We start from the raw sequence: 26082 nt of genomic DNA, 5'->3' as shown, positions 1-26082 counted from the left end.
ATATATTTTCAATGTATCGTCGATATAGATGCATGTCAACGTCCGATCGGGCCCCGGTGAGCAACGACACGGAGGAGGCCATCCTGGCCGCCGCGGCCGAGCTGCTGGAGCGCGGCGGTCCCGCGGCGTTGACCACCCGCGCCGTGTGCGATGCGGCCGGTGTGAAGTCGCCGACCCTCTACCACCACTTCGGCGACAAGGACGGCCTGGCGGCCGCGCTGGTGCGCCGCGGCCTGGCGCAGTTCATGGCGCGCAAGCGCTCGGTGCCGCAGACCGACGACCCCCTGCAGCAGCTGCGGGCGGGCTGGGACGAGGCCGTCGAGTTCGCCCTCAAGCGCCCGGCGCTGCACGCGCTGTACGTGGAGCAGCTGCGAAGCAGCCCGGACCTGGCCGCCGACGGCTACGCACTGATGCGCGCGCGCGTGCAGCGCCTGGTCGACCGCGGCGTGTTCCGCCTGGGCGTCGACGAGGCCGCGCGGGCCGTCTGGGCCGGCTGCAACGGCGTGCTGTCGCTCACCGCGCAGGGTGCGGGCCGGCGCGAGGTCGAGGCGACCAGCGACCTGATGTTCGACGCGGTGGTCTCCCGGCTGCAGCGCGGCGAGCCGGGCTGAAGGTTCCGTCCGGTCGGCACCTGGCTGCTGGACGCCGACAGCCGCCAGCACCGGCCCTGCCCGCAGTCGCCCCACGCAGGCCGACAATGCCGGCCTGCGCCACGGCCGACCGTCCGCCCCTGACCCCGTTCGTCCTCGCCCTCATCCTGTTGGCCGCGCTGGTCCACGCGGGTTGGAACCTGGTCGCCAAGACCACCGGCGGCGACCTGCGCTTCGCGCTGCTCACCGCGGCGGCGGTGGCGCTGGTCTGGTCGCCGGCCGGGGCCTGGGTCACCTGGCGCGAGGCCGGCGGCTACGGTCCGCTGCAATGGGGCCTGATCGTCGCCAGCGGGGCGGTTCACGTCCTCTACTACGGCGCGCTGCTCACCGGCTACCGTCGCGGCGACCTGTCGGTGGTCTACCCGCTGGCGAGGGGCACCGGGCCGCTGATCACCGCCATGGTCGCCACCACCTGGCTGGGCGAACGGCTGGGCCCGCACGGCTGGGCCGGGGTGGCCGGCATCGTCGCGGGCATCGTGCTGCTGGCCGGCGGGCCGGCGCTGTGGCAGCGGCTGCGCCATGGCCAGGCGGCCGACCCGCGCCTGCGCGCCGGCCTGCGCTGGGGCGCGCTGACCGGTCTCTTCATCGCCGGCTACAGCGTGGTCGACGGATACGCGGTCAAGCACGCCGGCGTGTCGCCGATCGCGGTCGACTACCTCGGCAACCTGGTGCGACTGCCGCTGACGCTGGCGCTGCTGTGGGCCTGGCCGCGGCGCGGGCCGATGGACCTGGCCGGCTGCCTGCGCCGCTGGTGGCGGCCGGCGCTGCTCATCGGCGCGCTGTCGCCGGTGAGCTACGTGCTGGTGCTGTACGCCGCCACGCTGGCCCCGCTGTCGCAGGTGGCGCCGGCACGCGAGGTGTCCATGCTCGTCGCCGCCTTCCTCGGCGGCCAGCTGCTGGGCGAGCGCGACCGCGGCTGGCGGCTGCTCGGCGCGGCCTGCATCGGCTTGGGGGTGGTGGTGCTGGCGACGGCCTGAGGGCCGAGCCCCGCCGGCGGGAAGGGCCTGCGGCGGCTGACTACAGTGGCCGCCCCCGCAACCCCCACACGAGGCCTGCATGGACCTTCAACTGAACGGCCGGCGCGCGCTGGTCACCGGCGGCAGCCGCGGCATCGGCAAGGCCATCGCGCGTGCGCTGGCCCGCGAAGGCGTGGACGTCGCGCTGCTCGCGCGTGGCGAGGCGGCCTTGCGCGCCGCCGCCGAGGAACTGGCGGCCGACACCGGCCGCCGCGTGGTGCCGGTGGTGGCCGACACCACCGACGGCGATGCCGTGCAGGCGGCCGCGGCACGGGCCGCGCAGGCCCTGGGCGGGCCGATCCACCTCCTGGTCAACGCGGCGGCCGAACCGGCCGGCGGCAACGCGCCGCCGACGCTGGCCGAAATCACCGCCGGCCATTTCCACGGCGAGATGGACACCAAGGTGATGGGCTACATCCGCACGGCGCAAGCCCTCGTCCCAGGCATGAAGGCCGAAGGCTTCGGCCGCATCGTGAACATCAGCGGCATGGCCGCGAGGACCACGGGCAACGCGGTCGGCAGCATCCGCAACGTGTCGGTGGTGGCGTTGACGAAGAACCTGGCCGAGGAACTGGGGCCGCACGGCATCCATGTGCACGTGGTGCACCCCGGCATGACGAACACCGAGCGCATGCCGGGCCTCATCGAACGCCGCGCCGCGGCACGCGGCGTGGCCCCCGACGTGATCGGCGCCGAGCTGGCGAACGCCAACACCATCCGCCACCTGGTCGACGCCGTCGAGGTGGCCGACGTGGTGGCCTTCCTCTGCTCGCCGCGCTCGCGGGCGCTCAATGGCGACGTCATCGCGGCCAACGGCGGCAGCCGCGGCTCGATCCACTACTGAAGGCGCGGGGTCACCGGCCGCATCCGTCGGCCCCCACCCAGGGAGAAGCCCCGGGTTGACCCGCAGGGGTACGGGGATTGCAGAACTTCTCCACCGGCATGCACGCCGGGCCTCAGGAGAAACAGATGGAACAGAACCGGAACCAGCAGAACCCGAACAACAACCAGCAACAGCAGGACAACCAGCGCGGCCAGGCCAACCAAGGTCAACAGGGCCAGCAGGACCGCGGCCTCAACCAGGCCGACCCGCAAGGCCAGCGCGGCCAGGCGCAGCAGGACCAGAGCGGCCAGCGCAGCCCGAACCAGAACCCGGGCCAGGGCTCGAACCAGCAGCACAGCCAGGCGCAGCCGGGCCAGGGCCGCACCGGCCAGCAGCCATCGCCGACGGACCGCAGCAGCGGCCAGAACCGAGACGACAACCAGCGCGGCTGATCGCGCGGGCCTGGGCGACTCGCGCGGCCCAGTCCGGCCGCCGCGGGCCGCCCAGGTGCCGCCCGCACGGCACCACAGTCACCGTTGTCACATGACGGCAGCGAGGATGCATGTGCGTTCTTCGTGCTTCCTCGGCATGAGCATGCTGCCTAGAGTGCCGGCATGCCCAACGCCGCTGCTGTTCAGGCGCCCGCTCGCGCGACCCCCACCCCAGACGTCACCGCGGACGCCGCACCCTTCCACATCCGCCCGCTGCCCGGCAGCTTCGCCGCCGAGGTGGTGGGGCTGGACCTGTCGCGCCCGCTGTCCGACGCCGACTTCCAGCGCCTTCACGCCGCCCACCTGCAGCACCATGTGCTGGTCTTCCGCGACCTGCGCATCACGCCGCAGCAGCAGATCGCCTTCAGCCGCCGCTTCGGGCCGCTGCAGATCCACGTGCTGCGCCAGTTCCAGCTGCCCGGCCACCCGGAGATCCTGGTCGTCTCCAACATCGTCGAGAACGGCCAGCCGATCGGCCTGGGCGACGCCGGCCACTACTGGCACTCCGACCTGTCCTACAAGGACAAGCCCAGCCTGGGCTCGATGCTGCACGCGCAGGAGCTGCCCAGCGAAGGCGGCGACACGCTGTTCGCAGACCAGCACGCCGCCTACGACGCGCTGCCCGACGACCTGAAGCAGCGGCTGCAGGGCCTGAGGGCCGAGCACTCCTACCTCGCCAAGTACGAGGAACTGCGCGCGCGCAGCCCCTGGCGGCCCCGACTCACCCAGGCGCAGATCGACGAGGTGCCGCCCGCCGTGCAGCCGGTGGTGCGCACGCACCCCGAGACCGGCCGCAAGGCGCTGTTCGTCAGCGAGCACTTCACCACCCGCATCGTCGGCCTGCCCGACGACCAAAGCCAGGCGCTGCTGCAGCGGCTGTTCGCGCACAGCACCCGGCCCGAGTTCGTCTACCGCCATCAATGGCAGCCGCACGACATGGTGTTCTGGGACAACCGCTCGGTGCTGCACCTGGCCGCCGGCTGCCCCGACCACCTGCGCCGCCGGCTCAACCGCACCACCATCGAAGGCGACGTGCCCTTCTGAGCGCTTGAAAAAGAAGACCATGACCCTGTTCTCTCGCCGCCGCCTCGCGGCGCTCGGCCTCGCCCTGTCCGCACCGCTCGCCCTGCACGGCACCGCCCACGCCGAAGGCCAGCTGCGCATCGCGCAGCAGTTCGGCATCGTCTACCTTCTGCTCGATGTGGCGGAGGACCAGCGCCTCATCGAGAAGCACGGCAAGGCTCAAGGGCTCGACGTGAAGGTGGAGTACGTGCAGCTCTCGGGCGGCGCCGCCGTCAACGACGCGCTGCTGTCCGGCGGCATCGACATCGCCGGGGCCGGCGTCGGCCCGCTGCTCACGCTGTGGGACCGCACCGTCGGCCGGCAGAACGTGAAGGGCGTGGCTTCGCTGGGCAACTTCCCCTACTACCTGACGACGAACAACCCGGCGGTGAAGACCATCGCCGACTTCACCGACAAGGACCGCATCGCCCTGCCCGCGGTGGGCGTGTCGGTGCAGTCGCGCATCCTGCAGATGGCCTCGGCCAAGCGGTGGGGCGACGCCCAGGCCACGCGGCTGGACAAGCTGCAGGTGGCGCTGCCGCACCCCGAGGCGACGGCCGCCATCATCAAGGGCGGCACCGAGATCACCGCCCACTTCGGCAACCCGCCCTTCCAGGAACAGGGCCTGGCCGGCAACCCGAACGCGCGCATCGTGCTCAAGAGCTACGACGTGCTGGGCGGCCCGTCGTCGGCCACCGTGCTGTACGCCACCGAGCGCTTCCGCCGCGACAACCCGAAGACCTATAAGGCCTTCGTCGACGGCCTGGCCGAGGCGGCGCAGTTCATCAAGGCGAACCCGGAGAAAGCGGCCGACATCTTTCTCAAGCAGAACAAGTCCGGCATCGACCGCGACCTGCTGCTGAAGATCATCAGGAGCCCCGAGGTCGACTTCAAGGTCACGCCGCAGAACACCCTGCCGCTGGCCGACTTCATGCACCGCACCGGCGCCATCAAGAACAAGCCGGCCTCGGTGAAGGACTACTTCTTCGACGACCCGCACAACGCCAGCGGAAGCTGATGGCCATGCTCGCCACCGCGCAAGCCACCGCCCGCGTTGCCCGCGGCTTCCCACCCGTGTCGGTGCCCCGCGCCGACGAGATGCCGGCGGCCACCACGGCCGAGGCCCTGCTGCAGGTCCGCGGCCTGACGCTGGAGTACGCGACCCCGCAGCGCACCGTGCGCGCCACCCACCGGGTGGACTTCGACGTGCACCGCGGCGACCGCTTCGTGCTGCTGGGGGCGTCGGGCTGCGGCAAGTCGTCGCTGCTGAAGGCGGTGGCGGGTTTCCTGCCGCCGCGCGACGGCGAGGTCCGGCTCGACGGCCAGGCGGTGCGGGGCCCGGGTCCCGACCGGATCGTCGTCTTCCAGGAGTTCGACCAGCTACCGCCGTGGAAGACGGTCCAAGCCAACGTCGCCTTCCCGCTGCTGGCGTCCAAGCGCTTCCCGAAAGCCGAGGCGCTGGACCGGGCCGCCGACGCGCTGCGCAAGGTGGGCCTGACGAAATTCGCCGACGCCTATCCGCACCAGCTGTCCGGCGGCATGAAGCAGCGCGTGGCCATCGCCCGCGCGCTGGCCATGGCGCCCAAGATGCTGCTGATGGACGAGCCCTTCGCCGCGCTCGACGCCCTGACCCGCCGTCGCATGCAGGAGGAGCTGCTGGCGCTGTGGGAGGAGCTGCGCTTCACGCTGCTGTTCGTCACCCACTCCATCGAGGAGGCGCTGATCGTCGGCAACCGCATCCTGGTGCTGTCGCCGCACCCGGGGCGGGTGCGCGCCGAACTCAACGCGCATCAGCACGGCCTGCACAGCACCGGCGGCGCCGAGTTCCAGGCGCAGGCGCAGCGCATCCACCGGTTGCTGTTCGAGGAGGCGTCGGCGTGAGGGCCGAGCGCCGGGCCGCTCCCAAGCCGGCCCTCATCCCCTCGGGGGATCGGACGGCGTACTCGACGGCCGAGGGGCTCACATGAGCGCCGTGCTGCCACCGATCCGCCCCGAGTTCGAACGCGCGCCGGTGTCCCTGGATGTCGGCGCTGTCGAGGCCTCACGTCCCCTGCCGCTGGCCCGACGGCTGTGGCAGCTCGCCCCGCTGCGCCAGGGCCTGCTGCTGGTGCTGCTGGCGCTGGTCTGGGAAGCCGCGGCCCGCTGGGCCGACAACGACCTGCTGCTGCCCACCTTCGTGCAGACCACGCAGGCCTTCGTCAAGGACTTCGCCAGCGGCGAGCTGCTGGACAAGACGCTCATCTCGCTGTCGCTGCTGCTGCAGGGCTACGCGCTGGGCGCAGCCGGCGCCCTGGCGTTGACGGCGCTGGCCGTGTCCACCCAGCTCGGCCGCGACCTGCTGGCCACGCTGACGGCCATGCTCAACCCGCTGCCGGCGATCGCGCTGCTGCCGCTGGCGCTGCTGTGGTTCGGCCTCGGCAAGGCCAGCCTGCTGTTCGTGCTGGTGCACTCGGTGATGTGGCCGCTGGCGCTGGCCACCTTCTCCGGCTTCCAGTCGGTGCCGGAGACGCTGCGCATGGCCGGGCGCAACTACGGCCTGTCGGGCCTGCGCTACGTGGCGCAGATCCTGGTGCCGTCGGCGCTGCCGGCCATCCTGTCCGGCCTGCGCATCGGCTGGGCCTTCGCCTGGCGCACGTTGATCGCGGCCGAGCTGTTCTTCGGCGCCTCCTCGGGCCGCGGCGGTCTCGGCTGGTTCATCTACCAGAACCGCAACGAGCTCTACACCGACCGCGTCTTCGCCGGCCTGGCCACCGTCATCCTGATCGGCCTGCTGGTCGAGCGGCTGGGCTTCGACACGCTGGAGCGCGTCACGGTGCGGCGCTGGGGCATGCAGCGCTGAGGTAACGTCCTTCGCCATGGACACCGCTGCCCGCCCCCGCCCTGTCACCCGCCGCCACCTGCTGACCACCGCCGCGCTGGCGCTCGGCCCCGGCGTGATGCGACGGGCGCAGGCCGACGAGCCCGACGCCGACGGCGCCCGGCTGCGCGAGGTGCTCGCGTCGCCCCACCGCAGCGCCGCCAACCGTGCGCGCGACGCGGCGCGCCGTCCCTTCGAGACGCTGCGCTTCTTCGGCCTCGAGCCGACACAGACCGTGGTCGAGGTGGCCCCCGGCGGCGGCTGGTACACCGAGATCCTGGCGCCCTACCTGCGCGAGCGCGGCACCCTGGTCGCGGCGCACCACCCGCGCGATGCAGCGAGCGAGTACGAACGCAACGGCCGCCTGCGCTTCGAGGACAAGCTGGCCGGCGCGCCGCAGCTCTACGACCGCACCCGGGTCGTCACCCAGCCCGGCCCTGGCCGCGGCTTCGTCGGCGACCTGCCGCCGGCCAGCGCCGATCGGGTGCTGACCTTCCGCAACCTGCACAACTGGCTGGAGGCCGGCCACCTCGACGGCAGCCTGCGCGCCTTCTTCGCGGTGCTCAAGCCGGGCGGCGTGCTCGGCGTCGAAGAGCACCGTGCGCCGGAGGGCGCCAGCGTCGAGCAGATGGTGCGCACCGGCTACGTGGCCCAGGGCTGGTTCGTCGAGCGCGCCAGGGCCGCGGGTTTCCGGCTCGACGCGGCCAGCGAGGTCAACGCCAACCCGCGCGACACCAAGGACCACCCGCACGGCGTGTGGTCGCTGCCGCCGACGCTGCGCGGCGGCGATGCCGACCGCGACCGCTTCCTCGCCATCGGCGAGTCCGACCGCATGACGCTGCGGCTGGTGAAACCGCCGGCGTGAGGGCCCTCTTCAGGGCGCCAGCGTCGGCCGGGTGTTCGGCACCACCGGCGAGATCGGGTCGGGACCGTCGTCCAGTTCGCCCAGCACCTCGCCCCGGATCGGCAACGCCGGACCGAGCCACAGGCCGTGCACCAGGTGGTCGTCGCGCGGGCGGCCGGTGTTGGGGTGCACCAGAACGCTCAAGCCCTGGCGGTTGAGCATCAGCCAGGGCACGAAGGTGGCGAAGGTCTCGACCGCGAAGGCCACCTGGTACATCGCGCTGGTGTGCGGTCCGACGAGCACGTCGTGCCAGCGGCCGAGCTGCACCGGGAAGCGCTCGCCGATCTGCTCTCGCAGCCGCTCGGCCACGGGCCGTGTCGTCGCCGGGTCGTAGTAGATGTGGGCGTGGTGGCTGGTGATGCGGCGGAGGGCGATGCTGTCGGTCACGTGGCGGGCCTTCCAACGACGGCTTCCAGGGTGCCACAGACCGTGTCGATTCGTTCGGGGTGTGCACCATTGCATGCCCACCCCGGGGTTTCCCCTTCTTCCTACAACCCGGGTCGAGAACCCCCTACGCGGTGCATCTCTCGCACCGGCCGATGTGGCCGAAAGTTGCGCCAGGTCAACCGATCGCGAGACGTTCCCGATGTCCCCCCACTTGTCGTCGTCCTGCCGCGGGCCATTGCAGCGCATCGTTCTCGCGGCATTGGCCGTGCTGCCGTGCATGCTGGCGCACGGCGGCACCACCAGCAGCACCTTCCAGGCCTCGGCCACGGTCATCAGCGCCTGCACGGTCACCGGCACCAACCTGAGCTTCGGCACCGCGCTGGACCCGCTGTCCTCGCCGGTGCCGGTGGACGCGTCGGCCACGCTGTCGGTCGTCTGCACCAACACGACACCGTACGCGGTGGCGCTGAGCGCCGGCGCCAATGCCGGCGGCCCCAGCACCTTCGGTGCGCGCGCCATGAAGAGCGGCTCGCAATTGCTGCCCTACCAGCTCTACACCGACGCGGCGCGTTCGGTGGTCTGGGGCGATGGCACCTCGGGCAGCAGCACGCAGAGCGGCGTGGGCACCGGCAGCAACCAGTCGATCACGGTGTACGGCCGCCTGCCGTCGCTGTCCGGCGTGGTGCCCGGCACCTACACCGACACCGTCACCGTCACCATCACGTACTGAGGCACGGTCATGCTGCGCGCGCTCCTGATGCTGACGTTGGCGCTGGCCGCCGGCGTGTCGACCGCGGCCGACGTCGGCCTGATGCCGGTGTCCGTCCACCTCGACGCCCTGCGGCCTCGCGCCACGGTGCAGGTGATGAACAACGGCGCGCAGCCGGTGGTCATGCAGGTCGACACCGTCGCCTGGCAGCGCGAGAACCAGCAGGACAGCGACGCGGCGACGACGGACCTGGTGGTCAACCCGCCGGTCTTCACGCTGGCGCCGGGCCGCACGCAGATCGTGCGGGTCGGCCTGCGTCGCGCGGCGCAGGGCGAACGGGAAGGCACCTACCGCATGGTGCTGCGCGAGGTGCCCGGTGCGGCCGACCTGCAGGGCCTGGTGTCGGGCCAGGTGCGGGTGCTGGTGGCGATGCGGGTGCCGGTGTACGTGGCGCCGAGCCGGGTGGTGCAGCAGGAGCGCTGGCAGGTCGAGCGCGACCCGGCGGGCCGCACGGTGGCCACCGTGCACAACGACGGCAACGTGCACCTCAAGGTGGGCCGCCTGAGCCTGCACCGCGGCGACACCGAGCCGCCGCTGGCCGAGCAGACGGTGGCCTCGCTGCTCTTCCCCGGCGAGTCCCAGCGCTTCGTGCTGCCGGCCGCGAGCCAGGCCCGTCGGATGGAAGTGGTGACCAACCGCGGCGTGCAGCATGTCGCCCTGGACGACACGCGCCGCTGACCGGCTGCGCCGCATCCTGCTGCTGTCCTGCCTGCTGGTCCACCCCCCCGTCGCGCTGGGCGCGCTGGGCCCGGGGCCGTCCGTGCCGGGCACCCCACCGGACGCCGCGCCGCAGCGGCACTGGCTGGCGTTGCGGCTCAACGGCGTGGCCCAGCCCGACGACGCCTCCGTGCTGCACTGGCGCGATCGGCTGTGGCTGCAGGCGTCGCGCTGGTCCGAGCTGCGCCTCAAGGCACCGACGGCCGACTGCGTGGACGACGACGGTGACCGCTACTGCGCGCTGGACACCGTCCCGGGCCTGGACGCCAGCCTCGAGGACGCGACGCAGACCCTCGTGCTGCAGGCCGGCGCCGGCGCCTTCACCGGCCAGCAGCTGTCCCTCGACCGCCGGCCCGCGCGGCTGGACGACGGCGCCGAGCGCGGCGGCTTCCTGAACTACGACGCCTTCGTGCAGCGCACCAGCCTGCACGGCGCCGGCAGCCGCCAGGTGGCCAGCCTGCTGGCGCAGGCCGGCACCTTCGCCGGTGCCAGCCGCCTGGAAGCCTCGAGCCTGGTGCGTGCGGACGACCGCGACGCCCGTGCGCTGCGGCTGGACACCACCTGGTCGATGGACCTGCCCGAGCGGATGCAGACCGTGCGGGTGGGCGACGCCATCGGGCACCCCGGCGGCTGGGGCCGGGCGGTGCGTTTCGGCGGCGTGCAATGGGGCACCAACCTGGCCACCGCGCCGCGCTTCCTCACCATCCCGCTGCCGGCGGTGCGTGGGGAAGCGGTGCTGCCGTCGTCGCTGGAGGTGTTCGTCAACGACGGCCGCCGCCTGCAGGGCCGCGTCGAGCCCGGCGCCTTCGAGCTGCAGAACGTGCCGCTGGTCACCGGCCGCGGCGAGATCCGCGTGGTCACCCGTGACCTGCTCGGCCGCGAACAGGTGGTGGTGCAGCCCTACTACGTCAGCCCGTCGCTGCTGCGGTCGGGCCTGCACACCCACAGCGTCGAGGTGGGCCTGCTGCGGCGCGACTACGGGCTGCGCAGCGATGCGTATGGCGAGGGCTTCGTCACCGGCACCGACCGCTGGGGCGTGAACGACCGGCTCACCGCCGAATGGCGCGGCGAGGTCCGGCGCGACACCGCCACCGCCGGCGCCTCGGCCACCTGGCTGTTGCCGGCGCTGGGCACCGTGTCGGGCACCGTGGCGGGCAGCCGCTCGCCGGCGGGCACCGGCGGGCTGGTCGGCGTGGCGGCCGAGCACCAGTCGCGCGACTGGAGCGGCAACGTCCAGTGGCGCCAGCGCAGCGCCGGCTTCGACCAGCTGGGCGCCGACCCGGGCTCGGCCGCCCGCCGCTTGCTGGGGGTCGGCTTCGGCACGCAGGTGGGCATCGCCTCGCTGAACCTGCTGCTGTCGCGGCAGGACTCGCCGCTGATGGGCCGGCAGCGGCTGTGGACCGCCTCCGCCGCCCTGCCGCTGACCGGCACCGGGCTGCTCGCCTTCACGCTGCTGGGCAGCGATGGCGACCGCGGCCGCCGCACCCTGTCGGCCGGCATCAGCCTGTCGTGGGCGCTGGACGACGGGACCACGCTGAGCGCCGGCTCCACCCGCTGGCGCGGCGACGACGGCCGCCACGGCCAGCACCTGGTGCAGGCACAGCGCAACGCGCCGATGGGCGACGGCACCGGCTGGCGGCTGGCGGCCGACGCCACCGACGGCCGGTCGCGCGCCGTGGCCGAAGGTGTGTGGCAGCACGCCGCGGCCAGCCTGCGCGCCGGCGTCGCCCGCAACGACCGCAGCGACGAGGCCCGAGCCGCGGCCACCGGCAGCGTGGCCTGGCTGGGCCGCGATGTCTTCTTCAGCCGCTGGCTGGACGGCAGCTTCGCCGTGGTCGACGTCGGCGACTACGAGGGCGTGCAGGTGCTGCTCGACCACCACCCCGTGGCCCGCACCGATGCACGGGGCCGCGCCATCGTGCCGGGCCTGCGCGCCTACGACGACAACCGACTCGGCCTGGAACTGAAGGACCTGCCGTTCGACGCCGAACTGGACGCCGCCGAGCTGCAGGCCCGGCCTCGCGCGCGGGCCGGCGTGCGGGTGCAGTTCCCGGTGCGCCGGGTGCGCGCCGCCAGCTTCCGCCTGGTGCAGGCGGATGGCAGCGCCGTGCCGCCGGGCAGCCGCGTGCGGGTGGTCGGCGACCACAGCGGCACCGAGTTCCCGGTCGGCCTGGACGGCCGGTCCTTCGTCTCCGGCGTGTCGTCGCACACGGTGCTGCAGGTGCAGTCGCCCGGCCGCCGCTGCGAGGTCACCATCGACCGACTGGCCGAACGCACGAACGCAGACGAACCCCCCGAACTGGGCACCCTGACATGTCGATGACGCCCTCCGCCCCGACCCGATGGCCGGCCGACGGCGCCGGTGTCCGCCGCCGCTTCGCCACCGCCGCCCGCGCCCTGCTCGCGGTCCTGGCCCTGTGGTGGTCGTTGCCGGCCGCTGCGGTGTGCCTGCCGGCGGTGTGCACCTGCAGCGTGTCGACCCAGGCGCTGTCGTTCGGCACCGTCAACCCGTTGGGCGGCGCGGTGGACAGCACCGGCAAGGTCACCGTGAACTGCGGCGGCGTGGTCGGACTGCTCATCCCGCTGGACGTGCAGTTCGGCGCCGGCTCCGGCAGCTTCGGCACCCGCATGATGAAGAGCGGTGCGCACCAGCTGGCCTACAACCTGTATGGCGACCCGGCCCGCACGGCCATCGTCGGCGACGGTACCGCCGGCACGCTGAAGATGACCAGCAGCATCCTGCTGGACGTGCTCAGGCTGGCGCCGCCGCTGGTGATGACGGTGTACGGGCGGATGCCGGGACCGCAGCCGCTGGTGGCGCCCGGTGTCTACACCGACACGCTGTCGGTCATGGTCACCTACTACTGAAGGCCGGGCGCCGTCGGCCGAGAAGGTTCAGCGGATCGTCACCCAAGATCGCGGCCGCGACACCGCCGCCTCACGGCGCCGGATCGCCGTAACGCCGGCGCAGCGCCTCGATGCCCTCGACCACCTCCGCCGGCAGCACCAGGTCGACGCTGGCGATGTCGGCCTTCAGTTGCTCCAGCGTCGTCGCGCCGATCAGGTTGCTGGCGACGAAGTCGCGGCCGTTGACCCAGGCCAGCGCGCCCTGCGCCGGGTCGATGCCGTGGCGGCGGAACAGGGCGACGTACTGCGCCGCGGCCTCGGTCGCCTCCGGCTTGGTGTAGCGGTCGAAGCGATCGAACCGCGTCAGCCGCGCGCCGGCCGGCCGCGCGCCGTCCAGGTACTTGCCCGACAGCACGCCCATGGCCAGCGGGGAGTAGGCCAGCAGCGGCACCCGCTCGCGCAGCGAGAACTCGGCCAGGCCGACCTCGAAGCTGCGGTTGAGCAGGTTGTACGGGTTCTGGATGCTGGCGATGCGCGGGCCCAGGCCGCGGTCGGCGCCGTGCAGGTAGCGGTGCAGGCCCCACGGCGTCTCGTTGGACACGCCGACCTGCCGCACCTTGCCCGACTGCACCAGCGCGGCCAGCGCCTCCAGCGTCTCTTCGATCGGCGTGTCCTGCGGGGCCGGTGCATGGCGGTAGGGCTGGCCGAAGGTGCTCGTCCGGCGGTCGGGCCAGTGCAGCTGGTACAGGTCGATGTGGTCGGTCTGCAGGCGCTGCAGGCTGTCGTCGACCGCTTCGAAGAGGTTGGCCTTGGTGAAATGGGTGCGCCCGCCGCGCACGTGCTGCGGGCGCTTCGGGTCGCTGGCCGGGCCGGCGGCCTTGGTCGCCAGCACGATGTCGTGGCGGCGGCCGGTCTTCTTCAGCCAGCTGCCGATGAAGGACTCGGTGCGGCCGCAGGTCTCCGCGCGCGGCGGCACCGGGTACATCTCGGCGGCGTCGACCAGGTTGACGCCGAGCGACAGCGCCAGGTCGAGCTGGGCATGGGCATCGGCTTCGCTGTTCTGCTCGCCCCAGGTCATGGTGCCCAGGCCGATCAGGCTCACCTTCAGGCCGGTGCGGCCGAGTTCGCGGTAGTGCATGCGGCGCAGGGTAGCGCGTCGCGTCGATGTCCACAGGGCCGGTCGACGAAGCGTCGTCTGGCCCGGTGCGCCCGAAAGTTCCGGCCGGAGACACGTGCCTGCGCGACGCCTTGCACGCCGCGCAAGCGTTGCTGAGGGTTCCGGTCGCGTCAGCCGCGCTGCGGCAGCAGCGACAGCGGCGTGGTGCGCTCGATCATCGCCAGGCTGGCCTCGTCGAACACCCCGGCCTTGCGCAGCCCCTCCACATGATCGAGGGAGGTGCGGAAGGGGTAGTCGGTGCCGAAGACGACCTGCTGCACCGGGACCACCTTCAGCAACGCCGACAGCGCCGCCGAGTTCGCCACCTGTGCGGTGTCGTAGTAGAAGCGGCTCAGTTCGGCCTGCACCCCTTGCGGGAACAGCGGTGCCGAGCTGGGCACCAGCGTCGGATGCCGCACGAAGCGCTCGATGAGGAAGGGCATGGTCCCGCCGGCATGCGAGAAGATCCACCGGATGTCGCGGAAGCGCCGTGCGTTGCCGTTGAACAGGATGGACGCGATGGTGCGCGTGGTGTCGGTGCCGAACTCGACCATCACCGGCGGCACGTTGGCCTGCAGGTTGACGCAGCAATTGGCCGCGGTGGGATGGGTGTAGACCACCGCGCGGCGCCGGTTCAGCTCCTCCATGATGGGCAGGAAGGCGGGATCGCCCAGCCACTTGTCGCCGTAGCTGGTGAGCAGGCCGATGCCGTCGGCCTTCAGCGTGTCCAGCGCGTAGGCCAGCTCCTGCAGCGCACCGTCGGTGTCGAGCATCGGTAGGGCGGCGAAGAAGCCGAACCGGCCGCGCTGGTCGGCCACCAGCCTGGCCTGCCACTCGTTGCACTCCCGCGCCAGACGGCGGCCGGCCGCCTGGTCCAGGTGCGGGAAGACGACCCCTGGCGTGGTGATCGAGGAGATGGCGGTCTGCACGCCGGCGCGGTCCATGTCGGCCAGCGACTTCTCCAAGGTCCAGCCAGCGGCCAGGCCGTCCGCGCCGCGGCCTCGGGCCACCGCCAGCCAGGCCGGCGGCGTGGTGTGGTGGTGCACGTCGATGCGGCGGGCGAGCGTCGTCGCCACCGTCCCGCCGGCGGAGGGCGGCGCAGGCGTCGAGCAGGCGGCGAGCGCCGCGCTGCCGAGCGCGCCCAGCAGCAGGCCGCGTCGGCGCGGTCCGGTGGCGGGCGCGCAGTCGGCGCAGCAGCGCCAGCGGGATGAGAGCCCGGTCGATAGGTCCATGGTGTCTCCTGGCATCGCGGGCCCACGGCCCGCTGTCTGCGACTCTAGAGGCCTGTCAGTCCGGCGCCGGACGCTGGAAGGGCCGGCCCTGACAGCGTTAACCCCAAGCCTCTCGCGTCGTTGCAGGATGTCGAGGCTCAGCCGCCCAGGGCACGCGCCACGCGCTCGGCGCTGAAGCCGCGCTGCGGCTGGCCGCGCACCAGCACCACCGGCGTGCCGGGCGCGCCACGGGCCTGGTACTCGGCCTCGCAGCGGGCGTCGCGTTCGATGAAGCACTCCTCGAACGGCACGCCATGCGCCGTCAGCCAGCGGCTGGCCTGCAGGCAGAAGACGCAGGTGTCGGACGAGATGAGCCGGATGTCGCCCGGCGCGGCCACCGCGGCCAGGCGCTGCGCCAGCGACCGCTCGCCCCAGCGCTGCCACAGCGTGCTGCCGCCGGCCACCGCGGCGACCAGCAGCACCAGGCCGGCGATGGCACGGGGCGAGGCGGCGGCCATGGGCGTCAGCGTCCCGGCCGGGCGCCGGGCGCGGCGGCCTTCTGGCCGATGCGCGATTCGGTGCCGGCCATCAGCTTCTGGATGTTGCCGGCGTGCCGCCACAGCAGCAGCAGGCTCATCACCGCCACCGCCAGCGCCGTCTCGCTGCCGCCCCAGATCAGCAGCTGGTAGAACGGCGCGAACAGCGCGGCCACGATGGAGGCCAGCGAGGAGTAGCGGAAGAAGAAGGCGATGATCAGCCAGGTCAGCAGCGTGGCGGCGCCCAGCCAGGGGTTCAGCGCCAGCAGCGCGCCGGCGGCGGTGGCCACGCCCTTGCCGCCCTGGAAACGGAAGAACACCGGCCACAGGTGGCCGAGGAAGGCGGCCAGCGCCACCGCCGCGGCGGTGCCTTCGCCCAACCCGACGCGCGGGCCCCAGACCACCACCGCCAGCACCGGCACGTAGCCCTTCAGCGCATCGAGCACCAGCGTGGCCAGCGCCGCGCCCCGCTTGCCCGAACGCAGCACATTGGTCGCGCCCGGGTTCTTCGAGCCGTAGCTGCGCGGATCGGACAGGCCCATCGCGCGGCTGACGATGACGGCGAAGGACAGCGAGCCGATCAGGTAGGCCGCCAGGACCGCCGCCACGCTCCACGCCAGGTTCATCGTCGTCCGTCCACGTTTGTCAGAGTGGTCAGTTTAAGGGCGGCCCCCGGCGTGCCAGGGCCGGGGCCTTCGAGGGCGACGGCCTGGTCAGGCCACGGCGGCACGGCGCGATCGCCGCAGGCCGATCACCTGCAGCTCGGCGAAGGCCAGCACGGTCAGCGCCTGCAGGCCGAGGAAGGCCAGCCCCGGCGGGGTCGGCTGGAAGCGGCCGCCGAAGGCGACCCAGGCGCAGTCCAACGCCCACACCAGGTTCACCGCCGCCAGCGCCCACAGCCCGGCCGCCGGCAGCCGTGGCTGGCGCGACAGCCAGGCCAGCAGCACCGCGTAGGGCAGCAGCGCCAGGCCGGCGGCGACGAGCAACGCGGGCGGCAGGCCGGTGAGCGGTGCCAGCGGCGTGGCCCCGGCGGCCATCAGCGCGCCGCAGGCGGCGCTGGTCGCGGCGTCGGCCTGCAGCACGCGGCGCAGGAAGGCGGTGGGGGGTGACGAGGGTCATGGTGATCTCCAGCAAAGGGGGTGAGGAACGCCGGCCGAGGCCGGCGGAGGGGCCCGCCGCGCGGACCACGACAGGCCCTGGCGATCGTGGTCGGCCGCACGACGGCGGTCGATGACCTCTCAGGTCATGGCCGTGCGGCGGGTCCGCCGGCTATCGTCCGCCCCATGCTTGACAGCCCTGCCCTCGCCCCGACCCGCCCTGCCGCCCTGCGCGAAGGCGCCGGCGACCTGCTGCGCCATTGGCGCGAACAGCGACGGCTGTCGCAGCTGTCGCTGGCGCTGAAGGCCGAGGTCTCGCCGCGCCACCTCAGCTGCCTGGAGACCGGCCGCGCCGCGCCCAGCCGCGCCATGCTGATGCGCTTGGCCACGGTGCTGGAGATGCCGCTGCGCGAACGCAACCGGTTGCTGGTGGCGGCCGGCTTCGCCCCGCTGTACCGCGAACGGCCGCTCGACGACCCCTCGCTGCACGCCGCGCGCGACGCGGTGCAGCGGCTGCTTGCCGCGCACGAGCCCTGCCCGGCGCTGGCGATCGACCGCCACTGGCAGCTGCTGGCGGCCAACGCCGCGGTGGCGCCGCTGCTGCAGGGCGTCGCCCCGGCGCTGCTGGCGCCGCCGGTCAACGTGCTGCGGCTGAGCCTGCACCCCGACGGCCTGGCGCCGCGCATCCTCAACCTCGGCACCTGGCGCGCCCACCTGCTGCACCGGCTGTCGCAGCAGATCGACGCCAGCGGCGACCCGGTGCTGATCGACCTGCTGCAGGAACTGCGCTCCCTGCCCGGGCCGACGGCGGACGACGATCCCCCCGGCCACGACGGCATCGCCGTCCTGCTGCGGCTGCAGGGCCCGGACGGGCCCTTGGCCTTCCTCAGCACCACCACCGTCTTCGGCACGCCGGTGGACATCACGCTGTCGGAGTTGGCGCTGGAGACCTTCTTCCCCGCCGACGACGCCACCGCCCGGGCGCTGCGTCACGCGAGCGACAGGGCCGCGGCCGTCGGCGGCTGACACTGCCGCCACCACAGCAGGAGACGGCCATGAACGGCGCCACCCCCACCCCCGACGCGGTCCGCAGCGTGCCGCGCATCTGCCCGCTGTGCGAGGCGGGCTGCGGCCTGATGGTGCAGGTGCAGGCCCACCGGGTGATCGGCATCCGAGGCGACGAGGCCGACCCCTTCAGCCGCGGCTACCTCTGCCCCAAGGCCGCCGCCCTGAAGGACCTGCACGACGACCCCGACCGCCTGCGCCAGCCGCTGGTGCGGCGCGACGGCCGGCTGCAGCCCGCCAGCTGGGAGGAGGCGCTGGCCGAGGTCCACCGCCGGCTGCCGCCGCTGATCGCCGCGCACGGCCGCGACGCGGTGGCCATCACGCTGGGCAACCCGATCGTGCACAAGCCGGCGCTGGCGCTGTCCGTCCCGGCGCTGGTCAAGGCGCTGGGCTCGCACAACGTGTTCAGCGCGTCGACGCTGGACCAGATGCCCAAGCAGCTGGCCAGCGGGTTGATGTTCGGCCACTGGCTGACGGTGGCGGTGCCCGACATCGACCGCACCGACCACCTGCTGATCCTGGGCGGCAACCCGGCGGTGAGCAACGGCAGCCTGTGGACGGTGCCCGACTTCCGCGGCCGGGCGAAGGCACTGCGCGAGCGCGGCGGCCGGCTGGTGGTGGTCGACCCGCGGCGCACCGAGACCGCCGCGCTGGCCGACCGACACCACTTCATCCGCCCCGGCGGCGACGTCTTCCTGCTGCTGGGCATGGTGCACACGCTGTTCGCCGAGGACCGCGTGCGCTTGGGCCGGCTGGCCGAACACGTCGAAGGGCTGGACGCGCTGCGCGACGCGGTGCGGCCCTTCGCGCCGGAACGCATGGCGGCGCACTGCGGGCTGGACGCCCCCACCGTGCGCCAGCTCGCCCGCGAACTGGCCGAGGCGCGCAGCGGCTGCGTCTACGGCCGCATGGGCACCTCGGTGCAGGCCTTCGGCACGCTGTGCGCCTGGCTGATCGACGTGCTCAACGTGCTCACCGGCCACCTCGACGCGCCCGGCGGCGCGATGTTCAACCGGGCCGCCGCCTTCGCCGCCAACACCCGCGGCAAGCCCGGCACCGGCAGGGGCGTGACCACCGGCCGCTGGGCCAGCCGCGTGAGCGGCGCGCCGGAGGTGATGGGCGAGCTGCCGATCACCTGCCTGGCCGAGGAGATCGAGACCCCCGGCGACCGCCAGGTGCGCGCGCTCGTCACCGTCGCCAGCAACCCGGTGCTGTCGGCCCCCGACGGCCCGCGGCTGGCGGGGGCGCTCGACGGGCTCGACTTCATGGTCAGCGTCGACCTCTACCTCAACGAGACCAGCCGCCACGCCGACGTGGTGCTGCCCGGCCGCTCGCCGCTGGAGGAGCCGCACTACGACGTGGCGCTGTCGCAGCTGGCGGTGCGGCGCCACGCGCGGTACAGCGCGCCGGTGCTGCCCACCGAGCAGCCGTCGGAATGGACGCTGCTGCTGCAACTGGGCGCCATCGCCCGCGGCGACCACGCCTGGCAGGACCCGGACACGTTGGACGACGCGCAGCTGCGCGACGAATTGCGCCGCAGCGCCGGCGACCATGCTGAGGCGGTGTTCCAGGCCCTGGCCGGCCGCCGCGGGCCCGACCGGCTGCTCGACCTGGCGCTGCGCACCGGGCCCGAGGGCGACGGCTTCGGTGCCCGCGCCGGCGGGCTGACGCTGGACCGGGTTTCCGCCGCGGCCCATGGCCTCGACCTCGGCCCGCTGACGCCGCGCATCCCCGAGGTGCTGCGCACGCCGTCCGGCCGCATCGAACTGGCGCCGCCCGCCCTGCTCGCCGACCTGCCCCGGGTTCAGGCGGTGCTCGACGCCCCGGCCGCCGCCGCCGACGACCGGCCGCTGCTCATCGGCCGCCGCGACGTGCGCTCCAACAACAGCTGGATGCACAACCTGCCGGTGCTGGCCAAGGGCCGCGACCGCTGCACCCTGCTGCTGCACCCGCAGGACGCGGCGCGCTGGGGGCTGGCCGACGGCGGCCTCGCCCGGCTGACCGGCGACACCGGCCATGCGGTGTTGGCGGTCGTCGAATGCAGCGACGCGATGATGCGGGGCGTGGTCAGCCTGCCCCATGGCTGGGGGCACGACCTGGCGGGCGCGGCGCTGTCGGTGGCCGCCGCGCGGCCGGGGGCCAACGTCAACGCGCTGGTGCCGGCGGGGGTGCGGGACCCGCTGTCGGGCAACGCGGTGCTGAACGGGGTCCGGGTGACGGTGGCGCCGGCCTAGGAGCGGTGCACCGGGCCGCCCTCAGCGCCAGGCGAACGTCCGGCTCTCGCCGCTGCGCCGCGGCTGGATCGGCGACGCGCGCACGCAGTTGCGCCCCGCCTCCTTGGCGGCGTACAGCGCCAGGTCGGCGTCGTGCACCAGCGCCTCGAGCGCCGGATGTTCACCCAGCGACGCGACGCCGATGCTCACCGTGGTCTGCACCTCGCGGCCCTGCCAGGCCAGCCGCAGCTCGCTCACCCGCTCGCGGATGCGCTCGGCCACGTCCAACGCGCCCAGCGGGTCGGTGTGGGGCAGGAAGACGATGAGCTCCTCGCCGCCGAAGCGGGCCAGCAGGTCGCCCGCGCGCAGCGAGGCGCCGGCGATGCGGGTCAGCTCGCGCAGCATCTGGTCGCCGCAGAGGTGGCCGTGCCGGTCGTTGATGTCCTTGAAGCGGTCGGCGTCGATGAGCAGCACCGCGGCCGGGATGTCGTAGCGGCGGCAGCGCGACCATTCGCGCTCGGCCAGGCCCATGAAGTGGCGGCGGTTGTGCACGCCGGTCAGGTCGTCCTGGGTGGCGAGCACGGCCAGCTGCTGCCGCGTGGCGTCGAGCTGGAAGAGCAGGCCGATCATGGTGCCGACGATGAAGGGCGCCGCCATCAGCGTGCTGGCGGCCGCGATGGCGGCGGCCAGCCACGGGTCGCCCCGGCCGACCAGCAGCACCAGCGCCACGGTGGTGAGCACCGCCGTGGCGACCACCACGGCGCTGACGACGGCCACCGCCCGCGCGCGCCCGAGGCGCAACAGCCAGCGGATCAGCCGGTCGCGCCAGGGCTCGGGGTCGCCGGGGGCCGGCGGCAGGGGGGTGGTGGGCGGCTCGTGCAGCACGGGCATGTCGGGCGGCACCGCGAAGGCGCGTCGGCGAAAAGGGCGGTCGGACGGCCACCGCCGGTGACCGTCGCCAAGGCATTCGACCACAAGCACCCGCCGCTGGCATCACCCTATGCACGGCGAAGTCGGGCTTTGTGGCGAATGCGCCGCGACCGCCGCGCCGGCCCCGCGGACAGAGGGTGCCGTCGAGGCGCCGTAGACTGCGGCCATGCCCCCCCGACGCCCCGGACCGGGCCGGCACGTCCACGCCGGCCGCGGCCCTCGCCTGGCCCGCCGATCCGACGACGAGCCCGGCCCCCCACCCTCCCCGACCCGACGACACCAACGCACCGGCCCTGCCGCGCGCACGGTCGCCGAAGGCCCTGGCCGCGCTGGCGCCCTTCGTCGCGCCCTACCGCGGCCGGGTCGTGCTGGCGCTGCTGTTCCTCGTGTGCGCGGCGCTGGCCACGCTGGCGCTGCCGGTGGCGCTGCGCAGCCTGATCGACCAGGGCCTGGCCCAGGGCGGCCCGGGCGAGCGGCTGATGGCGCTGCGAGAGCACTTCGGCGCGCTGTTCGCCGTCGGCGCCGCCATCGGCGTCTTCTCGGGCCTGCGCTTCTACAGCGTGAGCTGGCTGGGCGAGCGCATCACCGCCGACCTGCGCAGCGCGGTCTATGCCCATGTGCTGCGCATGAGCCCGGCCTTCTTCGAGACCACGCGGACCGGCGAGGTGCTGTCGCGGCTGACCGCTGACACGACGCTGGTGCAGACCGTCGTCGGCTCCAGCCTGTCGCTGGGGCTGCGCAACGCGCTGATGGGCGGCGGCGCGCTGGTCATGCTGGTGGCCACCAACCCGTGGGTGATGGCCCAGGTGCTGGCCATCCTGGTGGTCGTCGTGGCGCCGGCGCTGGTGTTCGGCCGGCGGGTGCGCAAGCTGTCGCGGGCCAGCCAGGACCGGGTGGCCGACGCCAGCGCCATCGCCGCCGAGGTGCTCAACGCCATCCCGGTGGTGCAGTCGTACGTCCAGGAGGGGCGCGAGGCGGCCCGCTTCCGCGCCGCCGCCGAGGACGCCTTCCGCACCGCGCAGCGGCGCACCCGGGTGCGGGCGGTGCTGGTGGCCTTCATCATCAGCGCCACCTTCGGCGCCCTGCTGTGGGGGCTTTACCTGGGCACGCAGGCGGTGCTGCGCGGTGAGATCTCGGCCGGCCACCTGGGGCAGACGGTGGTCTACGTCGCGCTGTTCGTCGGCTCGGTGGCGGCGCTGTCCGAGGTGTGGAGCGAGGTGCTGCGCGCCGCCGGCGCTATGGAGCGGCTGATGGAGCTGCTGGCCAGCAGCTCGCCGGTGGCCGCGCCGGCGGACCCGCTGCCCCTGCCCGCGGTGCACGGCGGCTCGTCGGTGGTGCTGGACCGGGTCACCTTCTGCTACCCGTCGCGGCCCGGGCAGCCGGCGCTGCAGGACGTCAGCCTCGAGGTGCGCCCGGGCGAGACGGTGGCCCTGGTCGGTCCCAGCGGCGCCGGCAAGAGCACGGTGTTCCAGCTGCTGCTGCGCTTCTACGACGCGCAGGCGGGCCGGGTGCTGCTGGACGGCGTGCCGGTCGACCGGCTGGCGCCCGACACCCTGCGCGAGCGCATCGGCCTGGTGCCGCAGGACAGCGTCATCTTCTCGGCCAGCGCGCTCGACAACATCCGCTACGGCCGGCCGGACGCCACCGATGCCGAGGTGCAGGCGGCCGCGGTCGCCGCGCACGCCGACGGCTTCGTCGCCGCGCTGCCCGAGGGCTGGGCCAGCCACCTGGGCGAGCGTGGCGTGCGGCTGTCCGGCGGACAGCGGCAGCGGCTGGCCATCGCCCGCGCCATGCTGAAGAACCCGCCGCTGCTGCTGCTCGACGAGGCCACCAGCGCGCTCGACGCCGAGAGCGAGCGCCATGTGCAGGCCGCGCTGGAGCAGGCGATGCAGGGTCGCACGACGCTGGTCATCGCCCACCGGCTGGCGACCGTGCAGCGTGCCGACCGCATCGTCGTGATGGACGGCGGTTGCATCGTCGACCAGGGCACGCATGCCGAACTGCTGGCCCGCGGCGGCCTGTACGCCCGGCTGGCGTCGCTGCAGTTCAGCGCCTGAGCCTTCCCCTCCCCTCTTTCTCGAAGCGGTTCCCTTGATCTCCCTCAGCGAAGGCCGCCGGCGCGCGGTGCTCGCCGGCGTGGCCGCCGGCGGCTTCCTCGGTCCCTTCACCCAGACCGTCTACACCCCCCAGCCTGGTCGAGATCGGCCAGGCCTTCGGCGTCGACGCGCTGTGGATCAACCTCACCCTGTCGGGCTTCGTCGCGATGCTGGCGGTGTGCGGGCTGTTCGTCGGCGGGCTGGCCGACCGGCTCGGCCGCCGGCGGGTGCTGCTGCCGGCGCTGCTGATCTTCACGCTCGGCTCGCTGATGTGCGGGCTGGCCCAGGGCTACGGGCTGTTCCTCGCCGGACGATTGGTGCAGGCGGTGGGCGTCAGCGCCGGCATCGCGATGTCGATGATCGTCATCGCCGACCTCTACCCGCCCGAGCGCCGGGCGCAGGCGATGAGCGTGGCGCAGACGCTCAGCTTCATGGGCCCGGTGGCGGGGCCGGTGGTCGGCGGGCTCATCGCCGGCCACGTGGCCTGGCAGTGGAGCTTCGCGCTGCTGGTGGTCGCCGGGCTGGCGGTGCTGGCCTACAACGCGGTGCTGATGCCCGAGACCCTGCCGCCGCGCACGCCCGGCGCGGCGAAGGCCGCCGGCGGGTCGCTGTCGCGCATCGTCGGCGAGCCCTCGGCCCGGGCGCTGATGGTGCTCGGCTTCAGCCAGTTCTACGGCTACTACAGCGTGCTGGTGCACCTGCCGGTGCTGCTGGACGAGCGCTACGGCCTGCCGGTGGCGCAGCGCGGCTTCGTCTTCGTGCCGCTGACGGTGGGGCTGCTGCTGGGCGTGGCCGGCGTCAAGCGCCTGCTCGGCCGCTGGACCCGCACCGGGCTGGTCAAGGCCGCGGGCTGGGGCTCGGCCGTGGTGCTGGCGCTGCTGGCGGCGGCGCTGGCGCTGGATGCGCTGCCGCTGTCGCTGCTGGTGGCGCTGCTCGCGGCCTACGGCCTGCTGCAGGGCCTGAGCCTGCCGCCGCAGACGGCCATCCTCACCAACCTCTTCGCCGCCGACAAGGGCCTGGCCATCGGCATCTACAACAGCGTGCGCTTCGCCGGCGCGGCCGCGGGGCCGCTGGTGGCGGCGGTGCTGGCCGGCCATGGCGGCACGCGGGCCGTGCTGGCCGGCATGGCGCTGCTGCTGACGGTGGGCGCCTGGCGGGTGGGCGCGCGCCTGCAGGACCCCTACGAACGGCGGTCGTCGGCGGGCGGCTGACCCCGTCGCTGGCGCAGCCCGCGCTGCCGGGCGTTGATGTACCGCTCCACCGGCATCAGGCCGCGCAGCACCGCCATGACCATCACCGCCGCCGCGATCGCCGTGGTGTGCAGCCCCATGCCCACCGTGATGCCGATGGCCGCCGAGGCCCAGATGCTGGCCGCCGTCGTCAGCCCGCGCACCTGGCCCAGGTTGTCGTGCTTGAGGATGGCGCCCGCGCCGAGAAAGCCGACCCCGGCGACGATGCCCTGGACCACCCGGCTCAGGCTGTCGTGGTCGGCGCCGCTCATCGCCGGCGCCAGCACCACGATGGCGGCGCCCAGGCCGACCAGGATGTGCGTGCGCAGCCCGGCCGTCTTGTCGCCGCGCTCGCGTTCCCAGCCGATGAGGCCGCACAGCAGCACCGCCATCAGCAGCCGGGCCAGCGCCCGGGTGGCATGCTCCACGTCGGCCAGGTCGGAGAATTCCGCCGCCAGCGTGGCGACCAATCGGGCGTGCACGTCGTCCATCGGGACGAGAAGTGCAACCCGGGTGCCTGGGGTCAGGGCGTCCGAGGCCGCCGCTTAGACTGCGCCCTCCGCCGCCTCCAGCCGCCTTTCTTCCCGCGCCATGCCCCATCCCGACGCCCAGTACCTGAGCCTGCTGTCGCAGATCCTGGAGGGCGGCGACCGCCGCATCGACCGCACCGGCGTGGGCACGCTGTCGGTGTTCGGCGCCATGGCGCGCTTCGACCTGGCCAAGGGCGAACTGCCGCTGCTGACGACCAAGCGCGTCTACTGGAAGACGGCGGTCAAGGAGATGCTCTGGTTCCTCACCGGCCAGACCAACATCCGCTCGCTGCTGCAGCAGAACGTGCGCATCTGGAGCGACTGGCCGCTGGCCCGCTATCGGCGCGAGACCGGCGAGGCGATCGCGCAGGCCGACTTCGAACGCCGCATCGTCGGCGACGAGGCCTTCGCCGCGCGCTGGGGCGAACTGGGCCCGGTGTACGGCAAGCAGTGGCGGCGCTGGCTGGGGGCCGACGGCCGGGAGCACGACCAGATCGCCACCCTGATCGAGACGCTGAAGGCCAACCCGAGCAGCCGCCGCATGCTCTTCCACGCCTGGAACGTGCCCGAGTTGGGCGACATGGCGCTGCCGCCCTGCCACCTGCTCTACCAGTACCACGTCAGCAGCGAGGGCCGGCTGAACTGCCTGATGTTCCAGCGCAGCGCCGACCTGCTGCTGGGCGTGCCCTTCAACTGGATCGGCACGGTGGCGCTGCAGCACATGCTGGCGCAGCAGGCCGGGCTGGAGGTCGGGCAGTTCGTCTGGATGGGCGGCGACGTGCACCTGTACCTCAACCACCTCGACCAGGCGCGGGAGCAGCTGCGGCGCGAGCCGCGGCCCACCGCGGCGCTGCGGCTGCTGCGCCGGCCGGCGACCATCGAGGGCTACACCATCGACGACTTCGAGGTGCAGGGCTACGAGCCGCACCCGCCGATCGCGGCCGAGGTCGCCGTCTGATGGTCAGGCCACAGCGCCTCTCCCTCATCGCCGCCGTGGCGCGCAACGGCGTCATCGGCCGCGACAACGCGCTGCCCTGGACCAAGGCGCAGCTGCCGCAGGACCTGCCCTTCTTCAAGCGCACCACGCTGGGCGCGCCGGTCATCATGGGCCGGCGCACCTGGGACTCGATCGGCCGCCCGCTGCCGGGCCGGCGCAACCTGGTGGTGACGCGGCAGCCCGGCTGGTCGGCCGCCGGCGCCGAGCGCTGCGGCTCGCTGGACGAGGCGCTGCAGGCGGCCGGCGACGTGCCGGAGGCCTTCGTCATCGGCGGCGTGGCGCTGTTCGAGGCCGTGCTGCCCATCGCCCAGCGGCTGGTGCTGACCGAGATCGACCACGACTTCGACGGCGACGTGCGCTTTCCCGCCTGGGACCGCGCGCGCTTCGTCGAGGCGGGCCGCGAGACGCACGCCAGCCCCGAGGGCTGGCGCTACGACTTCGTCGACTACCGGGTCGCGGACGGGCGCTGAACAGGCGGCCGCTGACCGAGGCCGCGCCG

27 protein-coding genes are annotated in these 26082 nt (G+C 73.5%); 19 read left to right on the top strand and 8 right to left on the bottom strand.

The window, feature by feature from the left end; all coding sequences use genetic code 11:
- The first annotated feature begins 56 nt into the window (after positions 1-56).
- The 9 genes from LRS07_RS11005 to LRS07_RS10965 all read left to right on the top strand — a co-directional run bounded on the left by LRS07_RS11005 (position 57) and on the right by LRS07_RS10965 (position 7764).
- Complete coding sequence (locus LRS07_RS11005) at positions 57-611, top strand: TetR/AcrR family transcriptional regulator (protein ID WP_260501947.1); 555 nt, start codon at positions 57-59, stop codon at positions 609-611.
- A gap of 86 nt (positions 612-697) precedes the next feature.
- On the top strand, positions 698-1627 hold the full coding sequence (locus LRS07_RS11000) for an EamA family transporter (protein WP_260501946.1): 930 nt from the start codon (positions 698-700) through the stop codon (positions 1625-1627).
- A 79-nt stretch (positions 1628-1706) separates the two neighbouring features.
- Entirely contained in the window at positions 1707-2510 is an 804-nt protein-coding gene (locus tag LRS07_RS10995; protein ID WP_260501945.1) for an SDR family NAD(P)-dependent oxidoreductase, read from the top strand.
- Between the two features lie 125 nt (positions 2511-2635).
- Complete coding sequence (locus LRS07_RS10990) at positions 2636-2941, top strand: hypothetical protein (RefSeq protein WP_260501944.1); 306 nt, start codon at positions 2636-2638, stop codon at positions 2939-2941.
- Positions 2942-3103: 162 nt separating this feature from the next.
- Complete coding sequence (locus LRS07_RS10985) at positions 3104-4024, top strand: TauD/TfdA dioxygenase family protein (protein WP_260501943.1); 921 nt, start codon at positions 3104-3106, stop codon at positions 4022-4024.
- A gap of 19 nt (positions 4025-4043) precedes the next feature.
- A complete protein-coding gene (locus LRS07_RS10980; protein WP_260501942.1) occupies positions 4044-5060 on the top strand; it encodes an ABC transporter substrate-binding protein in 1017 nt (338 codons plus the stop codon).
- 80 nt (positions 5061-5140) lie between these two features.
- A complete protein-coding gene (locus tag LRS07_RS10975; RefSeq protein ID WP_260502091.1) occupies positions 5141-5923 on the top strand; it encodes an ABC transporter ATP-binding protein in 783 nt (260 codons plus the stop codon).
- A gap of 82 nt (positions 5924-6005) precedes the next feature.
- Entirely contained in the window at positions 6006-6881 is an 876-nt protein-coding gene (locus LRS07_RS10970; protein WP_260501941.1) for an ABC transporter permease, read from the top strand.
- Between the two features lie 16 nt (positions 6882-6897).
- Complete coding sequence (locus LRS07_RS10965; protein WP_260501940.1) at positions 6898-7764, top strand: class I SAM-dependent methyltransferase; 867 nt, start codon at positions 6898-6900, stop codon at positions 7762-7764.
- A 9-nt stretch (positions 7765-7773) separates the two neighbouring features.
- Here LRS07_RS10965 and LRS07_RS10960 read toward each other — a convergent pair whose 3' ends face one another.
- Complete coding sequence (locus LRS07_RS10960) at positions 7774-8190, bottom strand: DOPA 4,5-dioxygenase family protein (RefSeq protein WP_260501939.1); 417 nt, start codon at positions 8188-8190, stop codon at positions 7774-7776.
- 199 nt (positions 8191-8389) lie between these two features.
- Here LRS07_RS10960 and LRS07_RS10955 point away from each other — a divergent pair, with 199 nt between their 5' ends.
- From LRS07_RS10955 to LRS07_RS10940, 4 genes are read left to right on the top strand one after another with little or no spacing between them, the layout of a single operon-like run.
- A complete protein-coding gene (locus LRS07_RS10955) occupies positions 8390-8920 on the top strand; it encodes a Csu type fimbrial protein (RefSeq protein ID WP_260501938.1) in 531 nt (176 codons plus the stop codon).
- A 9-nt stretch (positions 8921-8929) separates the two neighbouring features.
- A complete protein-coding gene (locus LRS07_RS10950; RefSeq protein ID WP_260501937.1) occupies positions 8930-9637 on the top strand; it encodes a fimbrial biogenesis chaperone in 708 nt (235 codons plus the stop codon).
- Positions 9609-11999 carry a fimbria/pilus outer membrane usher protein gene (locus LRS07_RS10945; protein WP_260501936.1) on the top strand — a complete coding sequence of 797 codons (2391 nt, stop codon included), beginning with the start codon at positions 9609-9611 and terminating at the stop codon, positions 11997-11999. The genes LRS07_RS10950 and LRS07_RS10945 overlap by 29 nt, the downstream gene beginning before the upstream one ends.
- Entirely contained in the window at positions 11996-12544 is a 549-nt protein-coding gene (locus LRS07_RS10940; protein WP_260501935.1) for a Csu type fimbrial protein, read from the top strand. The genes LRS07_RS10945 and LRS07_RS10940 overlap by 4 nt, the downstream gene beginning before the upstream one ends.
- Positions 12545-12614: 70 nt before the next feature.
- On the opposite strand, the gene LRS07_RS10935 is transcribed toward LRS07_RS10940, so the two are convergent.
- The 5 genes from LRS07_RS10935 to LRS07_RS10915 all read right to left on the bottom strand — a co-directional run bounded on the left by LRS07_RS10935 (position 12615) and on the right by LRS07_RS10915 (position 16508).
- Positions 12615-13661 (bottom strand): NADP(H)-dependent aldo-keto reductase, encoded by a 1047-nt coding sequence (locus LRS07_RS10935; protein ID WP_260501934.1) that lies wholly within the window; start codon positions 13659-13661, stop codon positions 12615-12617.
- Positions 13662-13810: 149 nt separating this feature from the next.
- Positions 13811-14911: an amidohydrolase family protein gene (locus LRS07_RS10930; protein ID WP_260501933.1), complete on the bottom strand. Its 1101-nt coding sequence runs from the start codon at positions 14909-14911 to the stop codon at positions 13811-13813.
- 137 nt (positions 14912-15048) lie between these two features.
- The gene (locus tag LRS07_RS10925; RefSeq protein ID WP_260501932.1) at positions 15049-15408 is read right to left on the bottom strand and encodes a glutaredoxin family protein; all 360 of its coding nucleotides are present in this window, start codon (positions 15406-15408) and stop codon (positions 15049-15051) included.
- Positions 15409-15413: 5 nt separating this feature from the next.
- Complete coding sequence (plsY, locus tag LRS07_RS10920) at positions 15414-16052, bottom strand: glycerol-3-phosphate 1-O-acyltransferase PlsY (protein ID WP_260501931.1); 639 nt, start codon at positions 16050-16052, stop codon at positions 15414-15416.
- 87 nt (positions 16053-16139) lie between these two features.
- Positions 16140-16508: a hypothetical protein gene (locus tag LRS07_RS10915; RefSeq protein ID WP_260501930.1), complete on the bottom strand. Its 369-nt coding sequence runs from the start codon at positions 16506-16508 to the stop codon at positions 16140-16142.
- A 201-nt stretch (positions 16509-16709) separates the two neighbouring features.
- Here LRS07_RS10915 and LRS07_RS10910 point away from each other — a divergent pair, with 201 nt between their 5' ends.
- Entirely contained in the window at positions 16710-17549 is an 840-nt protein-coding gene (locus LRS07_RS10910) for a helix-turn-helix domain-containing protein (protein ID WP_260501929.1), read from the top strand.
- 29 nt (positions 17550-17578) lie between these two features.
- Complete coding sequence (locus tag LRS07_RS10905) at positions 17579-19822, top strand: molybdopterin-dependent oxidoreductase (protein WP_260501928.1); 2244 nt, start codon at positions 17579-17581, stop codon at positions 19820-19822.
- 21 nt (positions 19823-19843) lie between these two features.
- On the opposite strand, the gene LRS07_RS10900 is transcribed toward LRS07_RS10905, so the two are convergent.
- Positions 19844-20692, bottom strand: a complete 849-nt coding sequence (locus LRS07_RS10900) for a GGDEF domain-containing protein (protein ID WP_260501927.1) — start codon at positions 20690-20692, stop codon at positions 19844-19846.
- Between the two features lie 332 nt (positions 20693-21024).
- On the opposite strand from LRS07_RS10900, the gene LRS07_RS10895 reads away from it, so the two are divergent.
- Together LRS07_RS10895 and LRS07_RS10890 are read left to right on the top strand one after the other, a co-directional pair.
- Positions 21025-22788, top strand: a complete 1764-nt coding sequence (locus LRS07_RS10895; RefSeq protein ID WP_260502090.1) for an ABC transporter transmembrane domain-containing protein — start codon at positions 21025-21027, stop codon at positions 22786-22788.
- Positions 22789-22922: 134 nt separating this feature from the next.
- Positions 22923-24038, top strand: a complete 1116-nt coding sequence (locus LRS07_RS10890) for an MFS transporter (protein ID WP_260502089.1) — start codon at positions 22923-22925, stop codon at positions 24036-24038.
- Here LRS07_RS10890 and LRS07_RS10885 read toward each other — a convergent pair.
- Positions 24008-24547 (bottom strand): MgtC/SapB family protein, encoded by a 540-nt coding sequence (locus tag LRS07_RS10885; protein WP_260501926.1) that lies wholly within the window; start codon positions 24545-24547, stop codon positions 24008-24010. The genes LRS07_RS10890 and LRS07_RS10885 overlap by 31 nt on opposite strands.
- Positions 24548-24647: 100 nt before the next feature.
- On the opposite strand from LRS07_RS10885, the gene thyA reads away from it, so the two are divergent.
- Both thyA and LRS07_RS10875 read left to right on the top strand, forming a co-directional pair.
- A complete protein-coding gene (gene thyA, locus LRS07_RS10880; RefSeq protein ID WP_260501925.1) occupies positions 24648-25544 on the top strand; it encodes a thymidylate synthase in 897 nt (298 codons plus the stop codon).
- Positions 25544-26053: a dihydrofolate reductase gene (locus LRS07_RS10875; RefSeq protein ID WP_260501924.1), complete on the top strand. Its 510-nt coding sequence runs from the start codon at positions 25544-25546 to the stop codon at positions 26051-26053. Before thyA ends, LRS07_RS10875 begins: the two co-directional genes overlap by 1 nt.
- The last annotated feature ends 29 nt before the right edge of the window (positions 26054-26082 follow it).

Source organism: Aquabacterium sp. J223 (assembly GCF_024666615.1).
GTDB lineage: Bacteria > Pseudomonadota > Gammaproteobacteria > Burkholderiales > Burkholderiaceae_C > J223.
Note: the sequence above shows the minus strand (reverse complement) of the source record. Positions and strands in the feature narration are given on the sequence as shown.

What these genes read in the sequence shown, in the direction of transcription:
- LRS07_RS10875 (WP_260501924.1), top strand. Translation starts at nt 25,544, where the DNA reads ATGGTCAGGCCACAGCGCCTCTCCCTCATCGCCGCCGTGGCGCGCAAC.
- LRS07_RS10980 (WP_260501942.1), top strand. Translation starts at nt 4,044, where the DNA reads ATGACCCTGTTCTCTCGCCGCCGCCTCGCGGCGCTCGGCCTCGCCCTG.
- LRS07_RS10995 (WP_260501945.1), top strand. Translation starts at nt 1,707, where the DNA reads ATGGACCTTCAACTGAACGGCCGGCGCGCGCTGGTCACCGGCGGCAGC.
- LRS07_RS10965 (WP_260501940.1), top strand. Translation starts at nt 6,898, where the DNA reads ATGGACACCGCTGCCCGCCCCCGCCCTGTCACCCGCCGCCACCTGCTG.
- LRS07_RS10975 (WP_260502091.1), top strand. Translation starts at nt 5,141, where the DNA reads ATGCCGGCGGCCACCACGGCCGAGGCCCTGCTGCAGGTCCGCGGCCTG.
- LRS07_RS10900 (WP_260501927.1), bottom strand. Translation starts at nt 20,692, where the DNA reads ATGCCCGTGCTGCACGAGCCGCCCACCACCCCCCTGCCGCCGGCCCCC.
- LRS07_RS10935 (WP_260501934.1), bottom strand. Translation starts at nt 13,661, where the DNA reads ATGCACTACCGCGAACTCGGCCGCACCGGCCTGAAGGTGAGCCTGATC.
- LRS07_RS10945 (WP_260501936.1), top strand. Translation starts at nt 9,609, where the DNA reads ATGTCGCCCTGGACGACACGCGCCGCTGACCGGCTGCGCCGCATCCTG.
- LRS07_RS10955 (WP_260501938.1), top strand. Translation starts at nt 8,390, where the DNA reads ATGTCCCCCCACTTGTCGTCGTCCTGCCGCGGGCCATTGCAGCGCATC.
- LRS07_RS10885 (WP_260501926.1), bottom strand. Translation starts at nt 24,547, where the DNA reads ATGGACGACGTGCACGCCCGATTGGTCGCCACGCTGGCGGCGGAATTC.
- thyA (WP_260501925.1), top strand. Translation starts at nt 24,648, where the DNA reads ATGCCCCATCCCGACGCCCAGTACCTGAGCCTGCTGTCGCAGATCCTG.
- LRS07_RS11000 (WP_260501946.1), top strand. Translation starts at nt 698, where the DNA reads ATGCCGGCCTGCGCCACGGCCGACCGTCCGCCCCTGACCCCGTTCGTC.
- LRS07_RS10905 (WP_260501928.1), top strand. Translation starts at nt 17,579, where the DNA reads ATGAACGGCGCCACCCCCACCCCCGACGCGGTCCGCAGCGTGCCGCGC.
- LRS07_RS10970 (WP_260501941.1), top strand. Translation starts at nt 6,006, where the DNA reads ATGAGCGCCGTGCTGCCACCGATCCGCCCCGAGTTCGAACGCGCGCCG.
- LRS07_RS10940 (WP_260501935.1), top strand. Translation starts at nt 11,996, where the DNA reads ATGACGCCCTCCGCCCCGACCCGATGGCCGGCCGACGGCGCCGGTGTC.
- LRS07_RS10985 (WP_260501943.1), top strand. Translation starts at nt 3,104, where the DNA reads ATGCCCAACGCCGCTGCTGTTCAGGCGCCCGCTCGCGCGACCCCCACC.
- LRS07_RS10990 (WP_260501944.1), top strand. Translation starts at nt 2,636, where the DNA reads ATGGAACAGAACCGGAACCAGCAGAACCCGAACAACAACCAGCAACAG.
- LRS07_RS10910 (WP_260501929.1), top strand. Translation starts at nt 16,710, where the DNA reads ATGCTTGACAGCCCTGCCCTCGCCCCGACCCGCCCTGCCGCCCTGCGC.
- LRS07_RS10950 (WP_260501937.1), top strand. Translation starts at nt 8,930, where the DNA reads ATGCTGCGCGCGCTCCTGATGCTGACGTTGGCGCTGGCCGCCGGCGTG.
- plsY (WP_260501931.1), bottom strand. Translation starts at nt 16,052, where the DNA reads ATGAACCTGGCGTGGAGCGTGGCGGCGGTCCTGGCGGCCTACCTGATC.
- LRS07_RS10925 (WP_260501932.1), bottom strand. Translation starts at nt 15,408, where the DNA reads ATGGCCGCCGCCTCGCCCCGTGCCATCGCCGGCCTGGTGCTGCTGGTC.
- LRS07_RS10930 (WP_260501933.1), bottom strand. Translation starts at nt 14,911, where the DNA reads ATGGACCTATCGACCGGGCTCTCATCCCGCTGGCGCTGCTGCGCCGAC.